Genomic DNA, 20,467 nt, shown 5'->3' on the forward strand with positions numbered 1-20,467 from the left:
CCATTTCCGGAGAAACGTCACAAATGGTTGAAGAAATTTGATGTAATATTTGAAAACTTTGTAATAGACGCCGATGCGACCGGACACATGGCGCAGCTGAACGGGCCCGGGGCGTCACACCAGAAATAACGAATAACTCGACGCACGGAGCCTTTGCATGTCAACGATCACCACTACGTCTGTGAACAGCGCGACCTCCAACGCGCAGAGCCAGTTGCAGCAAGCGGCGCAATCGATTATCAGCGGTTCCACCGGTAACTCGACAATGGACGTGGCATCGCTGGTGTCCGCGCTCGTGAATGCGAAGACGGCCGGCCAGACGGCTGCGCTGAAGGCCAAACAGACGAGTGATAGCACCGTCCTGTCGGCTTACGGCGCCCTGAGCTCCGCGTTGAGCGCCTTGCAGGCGGCGATCAAGAATCTCTCGGATGGAACCACCCTGTCGACCTTCGGCGCCACCGCGAGCGGCAAAGGCATGGACCCGAAGGCTGGTCCCGGCGCGGTCGCTGGCAGCTACACGATCGACGTCAAGCAAATCGCCGCGTCGCAGAGCCTGTCGTCGGCGGCGTTCGACGCCACCGCCAAGCTGGGCACCGGCAAGTTGACCATCGCGGTCGGCGGCAAGTCGATGGATGTCACGATCGACAGCACCAACAACACGTTGACGGGTATCGCCAACGCGATCAACAAAGCGGGCAACAATCCGGGCGTCACGGCTACGATCGTGACCGGCACGGGGGGCGCCCACCTGGTGCTGCGCTCGACCACTACCGGCGCGGCCAACACGATCAACGTGTCCACCGGCGGCGTCGAGAACGACAACGGCTTGTCGAGCCTCGGCGTGACCTCGACGCCCGGTGTGGACGGTGCGGCGTCCTCGATCGTGTCGTCGGACACCAACAAGGCCTGGCGGCAAAGCGAGGCCGCTCAGGACGCGCTATTCACCGTTGGCGGGATTGAGGCGAGTAGTTCCAGTAACGCGGTCACATCGGCGATTTCCGGCGTCACGCTGAATCTGTCCAGCGCCGCGGTCGGCACCACGCAGACGTTGACGATCGCGCCGGACACGACCGCGCAGAATACGGCCATCACCAACTTCGCGAATCTCTACAACACCGTCGTCACGACCATCAACTCGCTGTCCTCGTACGACAAGTCGTCGAAGACCGCTGGCGCGCTGCTCGGCGACTCGACCCTGACGACGATCAAGAATAATCTGGCGTCGATTATCGGCGGCGGGGTCGGCACGGGGACTTCGTCGGTGGGGCTTGCTTCGATCGGCATTTCGCTGAAGGGCGATCCGGCGGACGGCACGCTGGTGATCGATAACAAGAAGCTGACTTCGGCACTTACCAGCAGCCCGGCGCAGGTCGCCACGTTGTTCAACTCGACCAACGGCCTTGGCGTCAAATTGAACAAGAGTATTACCGACTTCGTGAAGACGGGCGGCATCATCGACACCCGTAGCACGGCGCTGAATGCCGACCTGAAGAGCATCACGGCGCAGCAGACCACGCTCGCCAACTACAGCGCGGCGTTGACGAAGCAGTACCAGAATCAGTTCACCGCGCTCAACACGTTGATGGCGACGATGAACAACAACGCCAACTACCTGACGGCGCTATTTGGCGGGCCGAAGAGTGCGGGGGCGTTGGCTAGCAACAAGTAAGGCAGCTTCGAAGCGCGCGCCGCCTGGCTTGAGGCGGCGCGTTTTTATTGAGGCAAGTTTGGTGAAGCAGGCCTGGCGAAGCAAGCGCATTGAGGCAAGCTCATTGAGGTAAGCTTAGTGAGCCAAGCTTAGTGAGGCAGGCGGACGTTGAACCTGAACGTCACCAGTCTCGCCAGCAGGATGAAGGCGGTGGCGATCAACACGCCATACACCGTATCGACGTTCATGTAGTCCAGCAGCACGTACAGCCAGCACCCCACAAAAGCGCATGTCGCGTACGGTCGCGAATCGCGCAAAATCAGCGGCACTTCGTTGCACAGCACGTCGCGAATCACACCGCCGAATACGCCCGTCAACACCCCCATCATCACCGACGTGAACCACGGCATCTGCGCGTCGTGCGCGATCGACGTGCCGGCAATACTGAACAAGCCCAGCCCCACGGCATCGGCCACCAGCAAGACCCGCTCGGATAGCAGGCGCGACGTCATTTTCAATAGCGTCGGCGCAAACAGCGACATCACGAAAATCGCGATCAGATAAGCCTGATGTTCGACCCAGTAGAAGGGCCGCCGCTCGAGCAGCACGTCGCGCAACGTGCCGCCGCCGAAGGCAGTCGCGATCGCCACGAGGAAGGTCCCCACCGCATCGAGCCGTCGGGTCCTGGCTTCGATAAAGCCGGAAATCGCGTACGCGAAAATAGCCAGCGCCTCCATGATGGTCAGCGCCAGCGTCAGCCTCGGATGGATCACCGGGACTCCGTCAGGATTTGGGGGCAACCGGCGATACTCCCGGCTGCAGCAGCACGACCACTGCACCCGCGCCGCCGTCATGGGCACGCGCCTGACAGAACGCGATCACCTCGGACTTCTGCACGAGCCACGCGCGCACTTTGCCCTTAAGAACAGGCTCTTTACCGATCGATCCCAGGCCCTTGCCGTGAATCACGCGCAAACACCGCAGGCCACGTTTTACCGATTCACGAATGAACTCGGCCAGCGCCTCGCGTGCTTCCTCGCGACGCATGCCGTGCAGATCGATCTGCGCCTGCACGATCCAATCGCCACGCCGCAGTTTGCGCACGACCTCCTGGCTGATGCCGGGCCGGCAATACGAAAGTGTTTCGTCGGTTTCGAGCAGGACCTCAGGGTCGAACTCGTCGGAGATCGCTTCGTGAAGCACGGCTTCTTCGTCGAGCTTGGTTTGCACCGGCAGCGGCGATGGGGGATTGCGCGGCAAGCTGGCGCGTTGTGGGACCGTCAGCGGCGCAACCGCGCCGATCTCGCGGCGAAACAGATCGGCATCCGCCGACGCTTCGCGCTGCGCGGCCACTGCCGCCACACGTTCGCGCTCACGCCGTTGCGTGTCGCCTTTTAATGCATCGCGCAACGCGCCAAGGCCGGCCAGACCCGCAGCCGGCTCGATCTTCGGTTTGACCACGGGTGCGGCCGCCTCGGGCGCAGGCCTGGCAACGGCATGTGTGCGCTTCGGTTCGCTAGGGTGGGGCTGATTCTTCGGCATATCGCTAATACACGCAGAAAAGTAGATCGATCGCGCGACGCCGGTTGCGGCGCCGAAACGTGCCGCGGGCGTCACAACATCTGGCCGCCGGGCTGGGCAAGCGTACGCGCAAGGGCGCCGGGACGACGCAGACACTACGCAAAAAAGGCCGCCGGCTTCTCAGCCGCGGCCTTCTTTCAAGCAAGCGGCCGGGCCATGCCCAGCCGCCATTTTACCGTTGCGCTTACCCTTGCATCTTCTCGGGGCGATTAACGCTCGGCTTCGGCGCTCATGACGTGCTCGCCAATCTCTTCGACGCTTTCCAGATAACGTTGCGCGTCGAGCGCGGCCATACAGCCCGTGCCCGCGCTGGTGATCGCCTGACGATAGACGTGATCCTGCACGTCGCCCGCCGCGAACACGCCCGGCACGCTGGTCGCCGTTGCGAAACCGTTCAGGCCGCCCTTGGTGATGATGTAGCCGTTCTTCATCTCCAGTTGGCCTTCGAAGATGTCCGTGTTCGGCTTGTGGCCAATCGCGACGAAGATGCCTTGCAGCGCGATATCCGTGGTTTCGCCGCTTTTCGTGTTCTTGATGCGCAAGCCGGTCACGCCGGACTGGTCACCCGTCACTTCGTCGAGCGTGCTGTTCCACTTGATCTCGACGAGACCTTCCTTTTCCTTCGCGAGCAGACGGTCGATCAGGATCGGTTCGGCGCGGAACTTGTCGCGGCGATGGATCACCGTCACCTTGCTGGCGATGCCGGACAGATAGAGGGCTTCTTCGACCGCGGTATTGCCGCCGCCGATCACGGCCACATGTTGTTTCTTGTAGAAGAAGCCATCGCAGGTGGCGCAAGCCGACACGCCTTTGCCCATGAACAATTCTTCGGACGGCAGGCCGAGGTACTGCGCCGATGCGCCAGTCGAGATGATCAGCGAGTCGCAGGTGTATTCGCCCGAATCGCCGATCAGGCGGATCGGCTTCTCATCCAGCTTGGCCGTATGGATGTGGTCGAAAATGATTTCCGTGTTGAAGCGCTCGGCGTGCTCCAGAAAGCGCCCCATCAGTTCCGGGCCTTGCACGCCATGGGCGTCGGCAGGCCAGTTTTCGACGTCGGTCGTGGTCATCAGCTGGCCGCCCTGGGCGAGACCCGTGACGAGTACCGGCGACAGATTGGCGCGTGCCGCGTAGACCGCCGCCGTGTAGCCGGCGGGGCCGGAACCGAGAATCAGAACTTTGGCGTGTTTCGTGGAAGTTGCGGGCATGATCGAATCCTTTTACGGCGCCCGGCTCGCCCATGCGAGGCCGCGCGACTTGAGCTGAAACTATAGATGGGTATCAGAGCGGCATTATAAAGGGCGGCACGCGAGCCTGCTCCATGAAGCTTTCTGATCGCGGCGATAGCGTCGCCGTGGGCCCCGGTAGTCTTTCGTGAGGCCAATCGGCTAAGTTACCGTCATTTACAGCCTTGCGTGAGGCACTGCGTTTACAATAGGCCGCATCGATGGACCCGGTAGCCGGGACCGGGTCCGGAGCCGCCGTGGGCGCCGCTTCGGGCCGCGACTCTGGCAGCAAATCGGCCACACAAGCAACAGGATCAATGGCAAAAGCTCCCTATTCCGCGAGCGCGCAGGCATTGCCGCACCGCATGTCGCGCCTCTTCACCGAAATCCGCTGGATCTTGCAGGTCGCGCTCGGCGTGTTCCTGCTCATGGCGCTCGTCAGCTACAGCCGGCACGATCCGAGTTGGACGCATGCCGCGCAGGTCGACCACATTGCCAACTGGGCAGGCCGCGTCGGCGCGTGGACGTCCGACATCCTGCTGCTGCTGTTCGGCCTCTCGGCCTACTGGTGGATCGTGCTGCTCGGCCGCCATATCTCGGCCAATTACCGCCGTATTACCCGTCACGAGGAACTGCAGGACGATGCGCCGCGCGATGCCGGCTGGCTCGCGGACGCGTTCGCGTTCATGCTGGTGTTGCTCGCCTGCGACGGCATCGAAGCGCTGCGCATGTGGTCGCTGAAAGTGCAGTTGCCGCGTGCGCCGGGCGGCGTGATCGGCGAGGCGGTCGCGCGCGGGGTGTCGCATGCGCTCGGTTTCACGGGGGGGACCTTGGCCCTGCTGATCGTGCTCGGCATTGGTTTGTCCCTGTATTTCCGTTTTTCGTGGCTGTCGGTGTCGGAAAAGGTCGGCGAATCGATCATTTCCGCGGTCACTTTCGCCAAGCTGCGCCGCGAGGCCGGCCGCGACCGTAAATTGGGCGAAGCCGCCGCCGTCAAGCGCGAAGGCAAGGTCGAGAAGGGCCGCGTGCGGATCGAGGAGCACGAGCCGGTCATGATCGTGCCGCCGGTCGTCACGCCCGCCAAATCGGAGCGCGTTGAGAAAGAGCGGCAAGTGCCGCTGTTCACGGACCTGCCGGGCGACTCCACCTTGCCGCCGATCTCGCTGCTCGACGCGGCGCCGGCCGCGCAGGAAACCATTTCCGCAGAAACGCTCGAATTCACCTCGCGTCTGATCGAGAAAAAGCTCAAGGACTTCGGTGTTGAAGTGAGCGTGGTCGCCGCGTATCCGGGCCCGGTCGTCACGCGTTACGAAATCGAGCCGGCCACCGGCGTGAAGGGCAGCCAGATCGTCGGTCTGGCGAAAGATCTCGCGCGGTCGCTGTCGCTGGTGTCGATCCGCGTGGTCGAAACGATTCCGGGCAAGAATTTCATGGCGCTGGAGCTGCCGAACCAGCGCCGTCAGACCGTGAGTCTCTCTGAGATTCTCGGCTCGGCGGTTTATGCGGACGCGGCTTCGCCGCTCACCATGGGCCTCGGCAAGGACATCGGCGGCAAGCCGGTGTGCGCCGACCTCGCGAAAATGCCGCACTTGCTGGTGGCCGGTACGACCGGTTCGGGCAAGTCGGTGGGTATCAACGCGATGATCCTGTCGCTGCTCTACAAGGCGAGCGCCGACCAGGTCCGGATGATCCTGATCGATCCGAAGATGCTCGAAATGAGCGTCTACGAAGGCATTCCGCATCTGCTCTGTCCGGTGGTGACGGACATGCGCCAGGCGGGTCACGCGCTTAACTGGGCGGTCGCCGAAATGGAGCGCCGCTACAAGCTGATGAGCAAGCTCGGCGTGCGCAACCTTGCCGGCTACAACAACAAGATCGACGAAGCCGCCAAGCGCGAAGAGAAGCTGCCGAACCCGTTCAGCCTGACGCCGGACGATCCGGAACCGCTGTCGCGCCTGCCGAACATCGTTGTCGTGATCGACGAATTGGCCGACCTGATGATGGTGGTCGGCAAGAAGGTCGAAGAGCTGATCGCGCGGATTGCGCAGAAAGCGCGCGCGGCGGGTATCCATCTGATTCTGGCGACGCAGCGTCCGTCGGTCGACGTGATTACCGGCCTGATCAAGGCCAACGTGCCGACGCGGATGGCCTTCCAGGTGTCGTCGAAGATCGACTCGCGCACGATTCTCGACCAGCAGGGCGCGGAATCGCTGCTCGGCATGGGCGACATGCTGTACCTGCCGCCGGGCAGCGGTTTGCCGGTGCGGGTGCACGGCGCGTTCGTGTCGGACGAGGAAGTGCATCGCGTCGTCGACAAGCTCAAGGAGCAGGGCGAGCCGAATTATATCGAGGGCATTCTCGAAGGCGGCGTAACGGGTGAGGGCGACGAAGGCTCCGCGGGCGCCGGGGGAACCGGTTCGGGCGACGGCGAGTCGGACCCGTTGTACGACCAGGCGGTCGACGTGGTGCTGAAGAACCGCCGCGCGTCGATCTCGCTGGTGCAGCGGCATTTGCGCATCGGCTATAACCGCGCCGCGCGCCTGCTCGAGCAGATGGAGAACTCGGGTGTGGTGTCGGCGATGTCGTCGAACGGTAACCGCGAAATTCTGGCTCCGGCGCGGGAAGCGGAATAGGCCGTCCAGACGGCTATTGCGCCGAATCCGCCACCAAGCGCAGCGTATCAGGCCCGCGCATAAGTCCTGTTTAAGGCTTCTTGCTTAAGCTGTTACCCAAGGCCGGGGGCGCGTCTCCCGGTTTCGCGGTTCAAGCTAACCGCGACGGTCACGCGGCCGCAGCCCTCAAAGCCCGCCGCCGTGACCGCTCAACAAATTCAATCAAGGGAGAAAACAATGCAGCCATTCGCGCAGCAGCACGCACGACAGAGTGCTCAACCCAGCCGTTTCGGCCAACTCGCCCGCACGATCGTACGTGGCGTCGGCAGTGTGGCGATCGGTGCGTCGATGCTTGTCGCATCGCAGGCATTCGCGAGCGGCACCGAGCAACTGAAGGCGTTCGTCGCGCAAGTCCATTCTGCGCGCGGCACGTTCGTGCAGCAGGAAGTGCGCGCGCCGAGCAAGGCGCAGGGTGCAAGCGGCGCGAGTGGCGTACTGTCCACGGCTGGCAAGACCGGCACGTCGAGCGGCACATTCACGTTCGCGCGTCCCGGCAAGTTCATCTGGCAATACGAGAAGCCTTATGCACAATTGCTGCAAGCCGATGGCGACAAGCTCTACGTCTATGACAAGGATCTGAATCAGGTGACGGTGCGCAGCCTCGGCGGCGCGCTCGGTGCAAGCCCGGCGGCGATCCTGTTCGGCAGCAACGATCTGGAGAAGAACTTCACACTGCGTGATGCAGGCGTGAAGGCCGGCATCGACTGGCTCGAACTGACGCCCAAGGCGAAAGACACGCAGTTTCAGCGCATCGGCATCGGCTTCAAGGACGGCAATCTTGAAGCGATGGAACTGCACGACGTGTTCGGCAACGTGACGCTGCTGACGTTCTCGAACATCCAGAAGAACCCGCCGCTGCCGGCCGACGCGTTCAAGTTCACGGTGCCGAAGGGCGCGGATGTGATCAACGGGTAAGCTGATTGCTGTAGCAGTTTAATTGGCAGACAGGCCGCGTCATCGAGCGCGGCCTTTTCAATTGCCGATCGAGTGCCGATCGAGTGCCGATGGGCCGCCGATCACGCTGCGCCGGGTGTGCCGAACCCTTACTCATCCACTTCCAGCACCTGCGCCGGATGCGCGGCCTTCATATCGTCGATAAACGCTTCAACGATATCCGTTCGATGCTGACGCGCTCGCGTGACCATATGAAACGCCACGCGGTAACGCATCTGTGCCGGATTCACCGCCGCGAGCAGACCTTGCTTCACGAACGGCGCTGCAAAATGCCCTGGCAAATAGCCGAGATGATGCCCCGACAGCACCAGCATCGCGACCGCTTCCATGTTGTCCGCGACGGCGGTCACGTTCTGCGGCGTGGTTGAACTTTCGGCTTCGGGGAGCGGATAACTGCGCCATGCCCATTCGTGAGCCGCGGCTTCCGCTGGCGACACCTCGCCCGCCTGAGCGAACAGCGGATGCCCCTTCGCGCAATACGCGAACTGATCTTCGGCGAACACCTCGGTGTATTCGAGCGACGGCACACGATGCCAGAAATAGCCAATGCCGACCTGAATCCGGCCGTTCAGCAACAGTTCTTCCAGCTCGCCAGGCGAGCGCACCAGAATCGAAAACCGCACCGATTGATCGCGCGCCCGAAACCGGCCGATCGCGTCGCTGATCCGCGCGCTCGCGGACACCGGCGTGTGGCCGATCATGCCGATATCGAGCGTGCCGACCAGCTTGCGGCCCACATTGCGCGCCTGCATGCCGAAAGTGTCGACGGCGGATAGCAGGGCGCGGGCCGCGTCGATGAATTGTTCGCCACGCGCGGTCAGGCTGAAGCCGCCGCGGCCGCGCTCACACAGGCGGTAGCCGAGGCGCGTTTCCAGCGTGGCGAGTTGCGTGCTGATAGTCGACTGGCCGACGTTGAGCGTGGCCTGGGCCGGCGAGACGCCGCCGGCGTCGACGATGGCGAGGAAGACGCGGATTAGCCGCAGGTCGAGATCGGTGAGTTGGGAGAACATAGGTCAGGATACATCGCTACGAATCAATGTGAAGTTTATTCTGTTGGTATTTTAACTTGTGTGAAAGTGCTCAAGAATCGAGATTCGCCCGGCAAGGCGCTCTTTTCTATCGATCCCTCGGCCGGTTGCACCTATTTACTTACTGCCTTCTTTTCATTGCCGAGACACGATGAATACTTCCTCCTTCATTTCCCCCGAGGCCGGCGAACGGCCGCAACCGCTGTCCGGCAACGCGATGCCCCGTTGCGGCGGCATTGCGACGATGATGCGGCTGCCGAACGTCGGCTCGGCTGAAGGGTTCGACGCCTGCTTCGTCGGCGTGCCGTTCGATCTCGGCACCTCGAACCGTACGGGCGCGCGCTTCGGGCCGCGCCAGATCCGCAGCGAATCGGTGCTGCTGCGCCCGTACAACATGGCCACGCGCGCCGCGCCGTTCGATTCGCTGCGCGTGGCGGATCTCGGCGACGTCGCGATCAATCCGTACAACCTGCACGATTCGATCAAGCGCATCGAGACCGCGTACGACGAAATCCTCCAGCACAACTGCAAGCCGATCACGCTCGGCGGCGACCATACGATCGCGCTGCCGATTCTGCGTGCGATTCATCGCAAGCACGGCAAGGTCGGTCTGATTCACGTGGATGCGCACGCCGACGTCAACGACACGATGATGGGCGAGAAGATCGCACACGGCACGCCGTTTCGCCGCGCGGTGGAAGAGGGCTTGCTCGACTGCGACCGCGTCGTGCAGATCGGTCTGCGTGGCACGGGTTACGCTGCCGAAGATTTCGACTGGTGCCGCGATCAGGGCTTCGAGGTCGTGCAGGCCGAGGCGTGCTGGAACCAGTCGCTGGTGCCGTTGATGGCACGTGTGCGGGAGCGTATGGGCGACGGTCCGGTGTACATCACCTTCGATATCGACGGTATCGATCCGGCGTTCGCGCCGGGTACGGGCACACCGGAAATCGCTGGTCTGACGGTGCCGCAGGCGCTGGAAATCATTCGCGGCTCGCATGGGTTGAACATCGTCGGCTGCGATCTGGTTGAAGTGGCGCCGCCGTACGATCCGTTCGGCACCACCGCGCTGCTCGGCGCGAATCTCGCGTTCGAACTGCTGTGCGTGTTGCCGGGCGTCGAGTATCGGGCTTCGACGCGGTGAACTGCATGTTGGACTGCGCGGTGAGCTGATTAAGGTTGATGGCGCATCAAGAGAAAAGGCCTGCAGGCCTTTTCTGTATTGCGAGCGCTACTTGCTCAGCTTACGCGTAAGCCGTCTTCCGCATCGACACCAGCGCCAGATAACACGCCGCACCAATCGCCAGCGAGGGCAACGTAGCGCCCAGATCGGGCAGCCATTGATTGATCGCCTGATACGACACGATCCCGATTGCCCACGACGCGAACGCGCTCAGATGCCAGCCGCCCGAAAAGCCGTAACGGCCGCGCATATCTCCGAGCACGGCGGCTTCAATACGGCGCTTGCGTACGATGAAGTGATCCACCAGCACCACGCCGAACAGCGGCGCGAACACCGAGCCGATCAGCAGCAGGAAGTTCTGATACTTCGCCATCGGCACGAGCAAGGCGATCGCCGTGCACAACGCGCCGAATGCCGCCGACAACAACGGCACACTGCTGCGCGTCCATAACGTGCCGGTCGAGACCGCCGCCGAGTGGATATCGGCGAACGCGTTGTCCACTTCGTCGATCAGGATCAGCAGCAGGGCGAGGCCGCCGCCTGCTTGCGCCAGCGCGCCGGTCAGCAGCGCATCGCCACCGCCCGCTGCGAGGCCGTAGATCGCGCCGAGCGCATAAAACCAGATGTTCGCAATGCCATAGCCGAGCAACGTGCCGCGGAAGGTCTCGCCCGGGCGTCGACCGAAACGCGTGTAGTCGGAGATCAGGGGTAGCCACGAGAGCGGCATCGCGACCACCAGATCGATGGCGCCGCCGAACGACATTTCGCCGGTGCCCGGACGGCGCATCAGCGCGGCGAGATCATGCTTGGCCAGCAGATTCCACGAGAGCCACGCGGCGCCCGCCAGCAGCAGCCAGATACCCCACGTGCGCAGAAACCGCCGCACGAACGACAGCGGGCCGCTGATCGCCAGCAGTGTCGCGAGCAAGCCGAAGACCACGGTCCAGATCAGCGGCATCGAGAAACCGAAGGCCTGCTTGGCGAGCGCATCGGCGGAATCGCGCATGACGATCACTTCGAACGAGCCCCAGCCGACCAGTTGCACTGCGTTCAGCACCGCCGGCACCGATGCGCCGCGCACACCGAGCGTCGGACGCAGCGAGGACATCGCGGCAAGGCCGGTGTCCGTACCGATGATGCCGACCAGCGCGAGCAGCACCACGCCGATCACGCTGCCGATCACGATCGCCAGCAACGCATGCGGCAGCGACAGCCCCGGCACCAGCAGTGCACCCGCTTGCGCGACCAGCAGGCCGATGCCGAGTGAGAACCAGAGCGCGAAAGCGTCGCCGGTGCGGAACGCGCGGCGGGCGTCGGGCACCGGCGTGAGCGGTGCGTAGGTGGAGCCGGCGTCGCCGGCGAGTGGATCTTGTGCCATCTAATCGTGTTCCTCTTGGTGTTGCTTGTACGTTCGCGTGTGCGTGCGGCGCCAGTGTTGCCGGCCAGACCGCGCGCGATGTTAGCCTGTCAGGCTGTCGGCGAGATTACGGGCTGATCGGCGCGGCCATCGCCCGAGCGCCGTCACTGTCATAATGCTGGACGTCGCCCGCACCCCTGCGTGCCGGCTTTGTCCATCCGGCAGCACGCCGCCTTCATACGGACTGCGTCCGGAAAAGCCGAGATTATCCCCAAAACGTCATGTTTGAAGAAACCCGTACCAATGTTCCGCTCGCCGAACGCCTGCGGCCCCGCAATATCGACGAAGTGATCGGCCAGAAGCACCTGCTCGGCCCGAACAAGCCGTTGCGGGTCGCTTTCGAATCCGGCGAAGCCCACTCAATGATCCTCTGGGGCCCGCCCGGCGTCGGCAAGACCACGCTCGCGCGGCTCATGGCCGACGCGTTTCATGCGGAGTTCATCGCGTTGTCGGCGGTGCTCTCGGGCGTGAAGGATATCCGTGAAGCCGTCGAGACCGCGCAGATTCACCGCGCGAACGGGCATCAGACGCTTGTGTTCGTCGACGAAGTACATCGCTTCAACAAGAGCCAGCAGGATGCGTTCTTGCCGCACGTCGAGTCGGGGCTGTTCGTGTTCGTCGGTGCGACGACCGAGAATCCGTCGTTCGAGGTGAATAGCGCGTTGCTCTCGCGTGCCGCGGTCTACGTGCTGAAAAGCCTCACCGATGAAGAACAACGCGAACTGCTCGACCGCGCGCAAAAAGAACTCGGCGGCCTCACGTTCACCGACGAAGCCCGCGACGCCCTCATCGGTTCCGCCGACGGCGACGGACGCAAGCTGCTGAACAACCTGGAAATCGTCGCGCGGGCGGCGGCCCAGCAAAAGAGCACCGAAATCAACGGCGCCTTGCTCGGCAGCGCGCTTGCCGAGAATCTGCGCCGCTTCGACAAAGGCGGCGACGCATTCTACGACCAGATCAGCGCGCTGCATAAATCGGTGCGTGGCAGCAGCCCGGACGGTGCGCTCTACTGGTTCTGCCGCATGCTCGACGGCGGCGCGGACCCGCGTTATCTCGCACGACGCATCGTGCGCATGGCGTGGGAAGACATTGGCCTCGCCGACCCGCGCGCGGCGCGCATCGCGCTCGACGCGTCCGAAACCTACGAGCGCCTCGGCACGCCCGAGGGCGAACTGGCGCTGGCGCAGGCGATCATCTATCTGGCGGTCGCGCCGAAGTCGAACGCCGGGTACAACGCGTACAACGAGGCGCGACGGTTCGTCAGCAAGGACCAGTCGCGCGGCGTGCCGGTGCATCTGCGTAACGCGCCGACCAAGCTGATGAAGGAACTCGGCTACGGTCACGAATACCGCTACGCGCACGACGAACCCGACGCTTACGCCGCCGGCGAGACCTATCTGCCGGACAACATGCGCGACCCGCATTGGTATGAACCGACGCCGCGCGGTCTCGAAGGCAAGATCGGCGACAAGATGGCGCGTCTGGCCGAGCTCGACGCACAGTGGCGCAGCGAGAACAAGCCTAAAAAGAGTTGAGCGTTTTCGCCTGTGCTTCTGCGGCCGTTGCAGAGGCTGTGTCGCCATTCCGCACCTCTTGACCATCTAACGCACCGGCCGCCCGCGCCGGTGCGCTAAAATCGCTGCTTCATATAACGAACACCCGCCCCATCCCATGCTCGACATCCAGCTGCTGCGCAAAGACCTCGACGGCGTCGCCAAGCGCCTCGCCGACCGCGGCTATACCCTCGACGTGGCGGCTTTCACCGCGCTCGAAGCGGAACGCCGCGACACCCAGACCCGTACCGAAGAGATGCAGGCGCGCCGCAACACCCTGTCGAAGCAGATCGGCGGGATGAAAGGGCGGGGCGAGGACACGTCGGCGCTGATGGCCGAAGTGGGCGGTATTGGCGACGAGATGAAGGCGTCGGCGGCGAAGCTGGACGACATCCAGAAGCGCCTGTCCGACCTGCTGCTCGGCGTGCCGAACCTGCCGCACGAAAGCGTGCCGATGGGCAAGGACGAAACCGGGAATGTCGAGGTGCGCCGCTGGGGCACGCCGCGCCAGTTCGATTTCGAGGTAAAGGATCACGTCGACGTCGGCACGCCGCTCGGCCTCGATTTCGAGACCGGCGCGAAACTGTCGGGCGCGCGTTTCACCTTGCTGCGCGGGCAGATTGCGCGTCTGCATCGTGCGCTGGCGCAGTTCATGATTGACACGCACACGTTGCACCACGGCTATACCGAGGTGTACACGCCGTACATCGTGAATCCGGAGATTCTGTACGGCACGGGCCAACTGCCGAAATTCGCCGACGACATGTTCCGTGTCGAGAAGGGTGGTGACGAGAACACGGTCACGCAGTACCTGATTTCGACGTCGGAAATTTCGCTGACGAACACCGTGCGCGACAGCATTGTCGAAGCGGACACGCTGCCGATCAAGCTGACCGCGCATTCGCCGTGCTTCCGCTCGGAAGCGGGCTCGTATGGCCGCGACACGCGTGGCCTGATCCGCCAGCATCAGTTCGACAAGGTCGAGATGGTGCAGATCGTCGAACCGGAAGCGTCGTATGACGCGCTGGAGCAGATGGTCGGCCACGCTGAGGCGATTCTGCAGAAGCTGGAACTGCCGTACCGCGTGATTACGCTGTGCACCGGCGATATGGGTTTCTCGGCTGCGAAGACCTATGACCTGGAAGTGTGGGTGCCTGCGCAGAATACGTATCGCGAGATCTCGAGCTGCTCGAATACGGAGTCGTTCCAGGCTCGCCGGATGCAGGCGCGTTTCCGCAATGCGCAAGGCAAGCCGGAACTGGTGCATACGCTGAACGGGTCGGGTCTGGCGGTTGGCCGCACGCTCGTGGCCGTGCTGGAGAATTTCCAGAACGCGGATGGTTCGGTGACGGTGCCGGCGGCGCTGCGCCCTTACCTCGGTGGCGTGGAACGGCTGGAACTGCCGGCGGCCTGATGGCTGCCGGGCTGATGCGCGGCTAATGCCGCTACCGATAGCCTAGTCTCTTTGAAATTTTTTTGACGAGGGGCTTGGAAATCGTATTCAGCTGTTCTATAATCTTTCTCTCCCAAGCAACGACCCGCTTGGATCTGACTCAGTAGCAACCAAGTAGCGCTGTTGCTGCGAGTTGGAAGACCCGGAAAGGTGGCAGAGTGGTCGAATGCGCTGGACTCGAAATCCAGTGTACCTTTAGGGGTACCGTGAGTTCGAATCTCACCCTTTCCGCCAAATTTAAAAACCCCGCAGAACGAAAGTTCTGCGGGGTTTTTGCTATGGACGCGTGTTTCACAACGTCGGTACCGTCGCGGCCTATCTCAAGCCGCCTGCCATGTAGGGAGTCTTTAACGTCTTGCGGTCGCTGCCAGAAGGGAAGCCCATACGACGCTGCGGCAACATCTTTGCCGCGCGGCGTTCAGTGCCGCACAGTTTTTCTGGCGCGGAGGCTTCACATTCTCTCGACGTCGCATCAACCCTGATCGCTAAAAGTGCAAATCATCCAGGGAAATAAGCGGCCACGGAGGCGGAGTGAGATCGATCAGGGGGGCAGCATTCTCAGTGCGAGCGGGCCTCGGGCCAAGTGCTCCCACCTGGGTACTGCTGCAGCAGCTTTTCGTGCGCGGCCTTGTCGCGGTGAAGTTTCTTGCGCTCGGACGCATCCTCGGGCCGTCGGCGATCGGGAGCGTCAGCATTGCGCTACTCGGCGTTGCGATCGCGGAATCCCTTTCCGACACGGGTCTCCCTCAGGCGGTCATCCAGGGGAGCAATGCGCCGACTCGTTCAGAACTCTCTGCCGTCTGGACAACGCTCGCGACACGCGGCGCGCTGGTCGCGCTGCTGCTGATCGCACTCGCGCCGGTGATGAACAGCCAGTTTCACCTCGGCAATGCACTCGTCCTGTTGCAGCTTGCGGCAGCATTGCCGCTGATTCGCGGCGTTGCATCGCCCGCTTACTTTGTGGTTCAGCGCAATCGCGGCTTCCAGCACATCGCGGCGATCGAAATCGCTGCGGCGTTTGTTGATTGCTGCACGGGTCTCGCGTTCGCGTTCGGCGGAGCGGGCGCCTACTCATTGCTAATCGGCATGATCGTCGGCGAAACGCTCAAAAGCACGCTCACGTGGGCGACGATGAAGCCGCGGCCGCCGATTCGAGCCGCATGGTCGGGGATCGGCCATTACATTGGCTTCAGCCGCTGGATCTGGGCGGGGAGCGTCGTGAATCTGCTGCTCAACCAGTTCGATAAGGTTGTGGTCGGGAAACTGCTAGGACCGGCGCAACTGGGCGCGTACCAGATGTCGTCAAAGCTCGCGCAGATGTTGCTGACGGACGCGGCGTTTGCGATGGGGCAATATCTTTTTCCGACGTTTTCCGCGCAACACCGGCACGATGCGCGCGTGGCAGCGCGGCTTGTCAAGCTGTACCTGGTTATCGTCGCCTGCGGCCTGGCGATGTTCGTCGTGCTGCTACGGATGACTGCGGAGCCGCTCTTCGCGTTGATTCTCGGTCCCGCGTGGATGTCGGCGGTCCCGCTCTTCAAAATTTTCGTCATCAACATGGCGATCGGCGCGTTGATCGCGGTGCTCGTCGCCTACTTGCGCGCGGTCGGCGATGCGAAGGCGACGACGCACGCGTCGCTGATACAGATGGTCATTCTTTGCGCGATCGTGCCTCCCCTGACGCACTTCTGGGGGGTGACGGGTGTCGCATGGTCGATGACGGTCGGCATGGGTTCGGCCGCCACGTGGATGCTCTATCGAACCTTGAGGCGGCATGACGCGCCTTCATTTCCATAGGCCAGTTGGCGCATCGCAAACGAAGCAACAAACGCGAGCGCCGCGCCGAACACCAGCAGAAGCGCGGGTGCCTCCATCCAGCCCGTTCTCGCAATAAGCATATTGGCGGCAAGCGGTGCCACGCCCATCGACGTAGCCAGCCCGATGTTGATCGCCATTGCCACACCGCTATAGCGCACACCGACGGGAAACAGTTCGGCAATCGCGCAGGCAAACGTTCCGTTCGCAAACGAAGCGACGACCGCAGCGACCAGAAAGATCACCCGCAGATCGGCCTGATGACGGGCCAGCGTCAGATAAAAAATCGGCGCGAACAAGGCGGATAACACCGCGCCGGTCCGGAACAGATAGCGTCGCGGCAGCACGTCGCCCATGCGCGCAACCAGCAGCATGCAAGCAGAGATCGCCACCACATGCAGCGTCTGAGCGGCGGCAATCCGTTGCGGTTCATAGTGAAGCAGCCGAAGCCACGCGGGGGCATGCGTCACGAGCAGACCATTGCTGAGCCCGACCAGCATCGACGCGACGATGCCCACGGCAATCGGCCCACGATAACCGCGCAGCAGAACAGACAGCGGCTTTTGTTCACGCGCATCGTCAGCCCGCGCATAGGCGTCGGTTTCCGGTAACGTCCGACGCAGCAGGAAGCTGAGGAGTCCGATCACGCCGCCAGCGAGAAAGCCGATGCGCCATCCGAACGTGTCGATTTGCACGGGCGTAAGCGTGCGTTGCTCCACGAGGTTGATGCCGACGGCGAGCAGCAAGGCCATGTTGACCGCAAAAAACACGATGCCGCACGAGAAGCCCGGTTTCATCCGTGCCGTTTCCACCGCATAGACGATCGCGCCCGGCAGTTCGCCGCCGACGCAGAATCCTTGCGTAAGTCGCAGCGCAAGCAGCAGGAAAGGGGCCGCCGCGCCCCACATGCGGTACGTCGGCAGGCTCGCGATGAGCAGTGTCGAGAGCGCAGCGACAATCGCCGACCAGGCAAAAACCCGGCGCCGGCCGTACCGGTCGCCTAGATGGCCGAAGAAGAGGCCGCCTAACGGCCTTGCCAGAAAACCCAGCGCAAATACCGCAAACGACAAAGTCACGGTCGACAGCGCCGCGCTGGCCGGAAAGAACGCCCGGCCGATCTCTTGCGCGAAAAAACCGTAAACGACGACGTCGAACGTCTCGAGCGCGCCCGCGGTGCTGGTGACGAGAATCGTCCAGCGCTGGCGGGCGGGCCTTGTTTCGGTGGGCATCGGGGGCGAACTGCCGGTCATGACCGATCCCCTGAAATCGCTCGTAAATCGCACCTCGAGCCCAGCCAGCTCGCCGCGAAAATTAAGGATTTCTTCATTCAGCCTCCATGGGCGAAACGCCCACGCGCAAGCAGCATGTCATCAGGCGTCTCGCATTAAAACGCCCTTCAGGCTCCCGGTGCATGGGCTCGGGGAATCATTCCCCTGGCCTCGCCATGGAGGCCTTTCCAGACTTAACTTTCCGGAGTAAAGCAAAATGAAAGCCCTTCAAATTGTGGCCGTCGGCGCCTTTGCCTTTGTCGTTGGCAGCGCTTACGCGCAAGACGCTTCAACCCAAGCACAGACTTCCCAGGATTTGGCCACCACCGCGGTAGGCGGCACGCCGTCGACGAGCAGTGAAATGGGATCGCCAACCGGCAAAAGCCGCCAGCAGGTCTACAACGAACTGATCCAATCGCAGCACGACGGTGAAGCAGACCGCATGAAAGACCTGTTCAAAGGCGGACAATGAACGACGCATCCGGCATTGCCTCGCGATCGCCGGATCGCGGATTCACTGAGCATCAGGGTGTTCAGAAGCCGGCCCGCTTCACCACGCTTCTGAACTGGCCGGCTGACAGATAGCGCTGAAACCAGGGGTTGTTGCTCAGTTCGCACACACGCGACGAACGTTCGGCAAGTGCAGCCTCGAGCCAATGGAACATTTCGGGCGGTCTGGCGAGTCTGGCGTAGATCTCGGCAAGCAGTAGCGGCGAGATGTAGCCCGTGCGATGCCTCGCGAGCAGATCGTCCAGAAGCCAGCGTAAGACCGCATCGTGGCCACCGCTTTCCCATTGGGTGCGGATCGCCTGTGCGCGGGCGTGCGCGCCGCACGAGGCCAGTGCTTCTGTCGTGGCGTCCACGGCTTCCTTGAACAAGCCCTTGATCTCGAATGCCGTGGCCAATAGCTGATAGATGAGCGGCGAGCGTTCGCTCCGCTCGCCGGAGAAATACTCCTTCATCACTTCTTCGTGCCGGCCCGACATCACAAGACCAAAGGCCCGTGAACCCTTGAACGCGAGCGGATCGATCTGTTCGGCGCGCCTCAATTGCGCATCGCCTTCCGGGTCGCGTCCGAGCGCCAGCAAAACCCTCGCGTACAGCCTGCGGGCCTCGGGATAGCTGGGGTTCAGGCGCAGCGCTTCAAGAAACTCTGCTTCAGCTTTACGCCAGTCCCAGTCGTAGAAGTAGTGAACCGCAGCCATCGCGTGATGGGCCTCGGGCAGCCCAGGATCCAGTTCCAACGCACGTTCGGCTGCAACGCGGGCGAGGGGCCAACCTTGCTCAGGCGGATAAAGGCCGTGTACGGCCGTCGAGCCATGAAAGTTCGACAGGCCGACGTAGCCGAGCGCGTAGGTCGGATCGAGCTCGACCGCGCTCTCGAAATAGACTCGGCTGCGAAAAAAATCTTCGCCGCTGATGGCGTGGTGCGCGGAAAACCCCGCATCGAAGTGCACGCGCCGGTACCAGAAGTACCGGCCACGTAAGTAAGCGTCATGAGCGGCGGGGTCGATGGGCAACCGTCTTGCCAGCATTGTCTGCTGCTGTTCGGTTAGGGCCGGTGTGACTTCGGCGACCAGTGCCGCGCCGATCTCCTTCTGGATATCGAGCACGCTTCGCGACATCGGCTCGTAAGCATGGCTCCAGACCTGCACCTGATCGGCGCACCGGATCAACTGGGCAAGGATTCGGAAACGTTGACCTTCCTGAGTCAAGGAGCCTTCGAGGACATAGTCCACCGCGAGCTCGCGCGCGATCTCGGCAATACTTTTTTCGGTGCGGCGGTATCGGGCGGCGGTGGTCCTCGCGATGACCATCAATCGGCCAGGTTTGAGCGCCCCGAGCGTGGCGGAGGTTTCAGCCGCCAACGCATCGCAGAAGCTATCTTGCGCCGCGTCGCCGGTCATATTGGCAAAAGGCAGGACGATCACGCGGACGGCGGGCGAGGGGCCCGGTTGGGTTTCGGCGGCCGATGGCGCGGCGATCCCGTCCAGCCGGTAGCCTTTGCCCTTGACTGTCTTGACGTACTGCGGGTTCGCCGGATCTTCGCTCAGGGCGATGCGGATTTTCCGCACCACGGTGTTCAAGCCGTTCTCGGTGTCGCGAAAAGAATTCACCCCCCATAAGGCCCGCACGATCTCCGCGCGTGGGACGAGTTCGCCCCCTCGCCCCGCTAGAAGGATGAGCAGTTCCATCGGCTTGTGTTCGAGACGCACTTCCTCGCCGGCCCGGCGCAGCTGGTAGCGGTCGACGTCGAGCTCGAAGTCGGAGAACCTGACGAGTCCGGACGTCTTCATCTGCTCTCCACTGTTATCGAACTCGCGGGTTACTTCGGACTTTATATTAGGTCACCCGGAGCGCCTCTGAGGGCCTGTACGCCTTCCGTATCCAGGCACGATCGGTCAGTTTGGCGAATGCGACGGCCATTAACGCGGCGGCTGACCCGTACGTCAATCGTGGTGCAGCGATCGCCTGGATTTATGCCATTTGTATAGCTGACGGCTATTTTCTCGTTCGGGTGGGCGTATTCGCTTGCAGTGAATTTTGTATATGAAAGCAATTAGAAAATAAATTGATATGTTTTTGTCATATAGGTTGACGCCTGAATTTGACACGTGCCACGACTGATCAACAGTTCGATCCGAACTCCTGATTTGCTGAATTATGGTGAA

At 62.5% G+C, this 20,467-nt stretch carries 15 protein-coding genes and 1 tRNA gene; 9 read left to right on the plus strand and 7 right to left on the minus strand.

Annotation, left to right across the window (positions count from 1 at the left end; all coding sequences use genetic code 11):
• Positions 1–157 precede the first annotated feature (157 nt).
• Positions 158–1,669: a flagellar filament capping protein FliD gene (fliD, locus tag PQQ96_RS26945; protein ID WP_408298332.1), complete on the plus strand. Its 1,512-nt coding sequence runs from the start codon at positions 158–160 to the stop codon at positions 1,667–1,669.
• A 128-nt stretch (positions 1,670–1,797) separates the two neighbouring features.
• On the opposite strand, the gene PQQ96_RS26950 is transcribed toward fliD, so the two are convergent.
• The 3 genes from PQQ96_RS26950 to trxB form a co-directional block, all read right to left on the minus strand.
• A complete protein-coding gene (locus tag PQQ96_RS26950; RefSeq protein ID WP_408298384.1) occupies positions 1,798–2,418 on the minus strand; it encodes a trimeric intracellular cation channel family protein in 621 nt (206 codons plus the stop codon).
• Between the two features lie 13 nt (positions 2,419–2,431).
• Positions 2,432–3,190 (minus strand): Smr/MutS family protein, encoded by a 759-nt coding sequence (locus tag PQQ96_RS26955; protein WP_408298334.1) that lies wholly within the window; start codon positions 3,188–3,190, stop codon positions 2,432–2,434.
• A 248-nt stretch (positions 3,191–3,438) separates the two neighbouring features.
• A complete protein-coding gene (trxB, locus tag PQQ96_RS26960; protein WP_408298336.1) occupies positions 3,439–4,437 on the minus strand; it encodes a thioredoxin-disulfide reductase in 999 nt (332 codons plus the stop codon).
• A gap of 335 nt (positions 4,438–4,772) precedes the next feature.
• Between trxB and PQQ96_RS26965 the strand changes: the two genes are divergently transcribed.
• A complete protein-coding gene (locus tag PQQ96_RS26965; protein WP_408298338.1) occupies positions 4,773–7,088 on the plus strand; it encodes a DNA translocase FtsK in 2,316 nt (771 codons plus the stop codon).
• Between the two features lie 216 nt (positions 7,089–7,304).
• Positions 7,305–8,042 (plus strand): outer membrane lipoprotein chaperone LolA, encoded by a 738-nt coding sequence (gene lolA, locus PQQ96_RS26970; RefSeq protein ID WP_408298340.1) that lies wholly within the window; start codon positions 7,305–7,307, stop codon positions 8,040–8,042.
• A 128-nt stretch (positions 8,043–8,170) separates the two neighbouring features.
• Here lolA and PQQ96_RS26975 read toward each other — a convergent pair whose 3' ends face one another.
• Positions 8,171–9,091, minus strand: coding sequence for a LysR family transcriptional regulator (locus PQQ96_RS26975; protein ID WP_408298342.1), 921 nt, complete (start codon positions 9,089–9,091; stop codon positions 8,171–8,173).
• Between the two features lie 169 nt (positions 9,092–9,260).
• Between PQQ96_RS26975 and speB the strand changes: the two genes are divergently transcribed.
• Positions 9,261–10,250 (plus strand): agmatinase, encoded by a 990-nt coding sequence (speB, locus tag PQQ96_RS26980; protein ID WP_172312997.1) that lies wholly within the window; start codon positions 9,261–9,263, stop codon positions 10,248–10,250.
• A gap of 100 nt (positions 10,251–10,350) precedes the next feature.
• Here the strand turns inward: speB and cytX are convergent, their stop codons facing one another.
• Positions 10,351–11,667: a putative hydroxymethylpyrimidine transporter CytX gene (cytX, locus tag PQQ96_RS26985; protein WP_408298344.1), complete on the minus strand. Its 1,317-nt coding sequence runs from the start codon at positions 11,665–11,667 to the stop codon at positions 10,351–10,353.
• Between the two features lie 260 nt (positions 11,668–11,927).
• On the opposite strand from cytX, the gene PQQ96_RS26990 reads away from it, so the two are divergent.
• From PQQ96_RS26990 to PQQ96_RS27005, 4 genes are all read left to right on the plus strand, one after another.
• Positions 11,928–13,241: a replication-associated recombination protein A gene (locus PQQ96_RS26990; RefSeq protein ID WP_408298345.1), complete on the plus strand. Its 1,314-nt coding sequence runs from the start codon at positions 11,928–11,930 to the stop codon at positions 13,239–13,241.
• Positions 13,242–13,377: 136 nt separating this feature from the next.
• On the plus strand, positions 13,378–14,673 hold the full coding sequence (gene serS, locus PQQ96_RS26995) for a serine--tRNA ligase (RefSeq protein ID WP_408298347.1): 1,296 nt from the start codon (positions 13,378–13,380) through the stop codon (positions 14,671–14,673).
• Between the two features lie 183 nt (positions 14,674–14,856).
• Positions 14,857–14,946, plus strand: a tRNA-Ser gene (locus PQQ96_RS27000).
• Positions 14,947–15,243: 297 nt separating this feature from the next.
• Positions 15,244–16,509, plus strand: a complete 1,266-nt coding sequence (locus tag PQQ96_RS27005) for an oligosaccharide flippase family protein (protein ID WP_408298349.1) — start codon at positions 15,244–15,246, stop codon at positions 16,507–16,509.
• Here PQQ96_RS27005 and PQQ96_RS27010 read toward each other — a convergent pair.
• A complete protein-coding gene (locus tag PQQ96_RS27010; protein ID WP_408298351.1) occupies positions 16,467–17,777 on the minus strand; it encodes an MFS transporter in 1,311 nt (436 codons plus the stop codon). The two genes, PQQ96_RS27005 and PQQ96_RS27010, sit on opposite strands and share 43 nt — an antisense overlap.
• 235 nt (positions 17,778–18,012) lie before the next feature.
• Between PQQ96_RS27010 and PQQ96_RS27015 the strand changes: the two genes are divergently transcribed.
• Complete coding sequence (locus PQQ96_RS27015) at positions 18,013–18,267, plus strand: DUF4148 domain-containing protein (protein WP_408298353.1); 255 nt, start codon at positions 18,013–18,015, stop codon at positions 18,265–18,267.
• Between the two features lie 61 nt (positions 18,268–18,328).
• Here the strand turns inward: PQQ96_RS27015 and PQQ96_RS27020 are convergent, their stop codons facing one another.
• On the minus strand, positions 18,329–20,092 hold the full coding sequence (locus PQQ96_RS27020) for a winged helix-turn-helix domain-containing protein (RefSeq protein ID WP_408298354.1): 1,764 nt from the start codon (positions 20,090–20,092) through the stop codon (positions 18,329–18,331).
• Positions 20,093–20,467: the final 375 nt, after the last annotated feature.

Source organism: Paraburkholderia sediminicola (assembly GCF_046027825.1).
In the GTDB taxonomy this organism is placed as follows: Bacteria; Pseudomonadota; Gammaproteobacteria; order Burkholderiales; family Burkholderiaceae; genus Paraburkholderia; species Paraburkholderia sediminicola_D.

Coding starts and splice junctions, on each gene's coding strand:
- fliD (WP_408298332.1), top strand. CDS start 158: ATGTCAACGATCACCACTACGTCTGTGAACAGCGCGACCTCCAACGCG.
- PQQ96_RS26955 (WP_408298334.1), bottom strand. CDS start 3,190: ATGCCGAAGAATCAGCCCCACCCTAGCGAACCGAAGCGCACACATGCC.
- trxB (WP_408298336.1), bottom strand. CDS start 4,437: ATGCCCGCAACTTCCACGAAACACGCCAAAGTTCTGATTCTCGGTTCC.
- PQQ96_RS26965 (WP_408298338.1), top strand. CDS start 4,773: ATGGCAAAAGCTCCCTATTCCGCGAGCGCGCAGGCATTGCCGCACCGC.
- lolA (WP_408298340.1), top strand. CDS start 7,305: ATGCAGCCATTCGCGCAGCAGCACGCACGACAGAGTGCTCAACCCAGC.
- PQQ96_RS26975 (WP_408298342.1), bottom strand. CDS start 9,091: ATGTTCTCCCAACTCACCGATCTCGACCTGCGGCTAATCCGCGTCTTC.
- speB (WP_172312997.1), top strand. CDS start 9,261: ATGAATACTTCCTCCTTCATTTCCCCCGAGGCCGGCGAACGGCCGCAA.
- cytX (WP_408298344.1), bottom strand. CDS start 11,667: ATGGCACAAGATCCACTCGCCGGCGACGCCGGCTCCACCTACGCACCG.
- PQQ96_RS26990 (WP_408298345.1), top strand. CDS start 11,928: ATGTTTGAAGAAACCCGTACCAATGTTCCGCTCGCCGAACGCCTGCGG.
- serS (WP_408298347.1), top strand. CDS start 13,378: ATGCTCGACATCCAGCTGCTGCGCAAAGACCTCGACGGCGTCGCCAAG.
- PQQ96_RS27010 (WP_408298351.1), bottom strand. CDS start 17,777: ATGACCGGCAGTTCGCCCCCGATGCCCACCGAAACAAGGCCCGCCCGC.
- PQQ96_RS27015 (WP_408298353.1), top strand. CDS start 18,013: ATGAAAGCCCTTCAAATTGTGGCCGTCGGCGCCTTTGCCTTTGTCGTT.
- PQQ96_RS27020 (WP_408298354.1), bottom strand. CDS start 20,092: ATGAAGACGTCCGGACTCGTCAGGTTCTCCGACTTCGAGCTCGACGTC.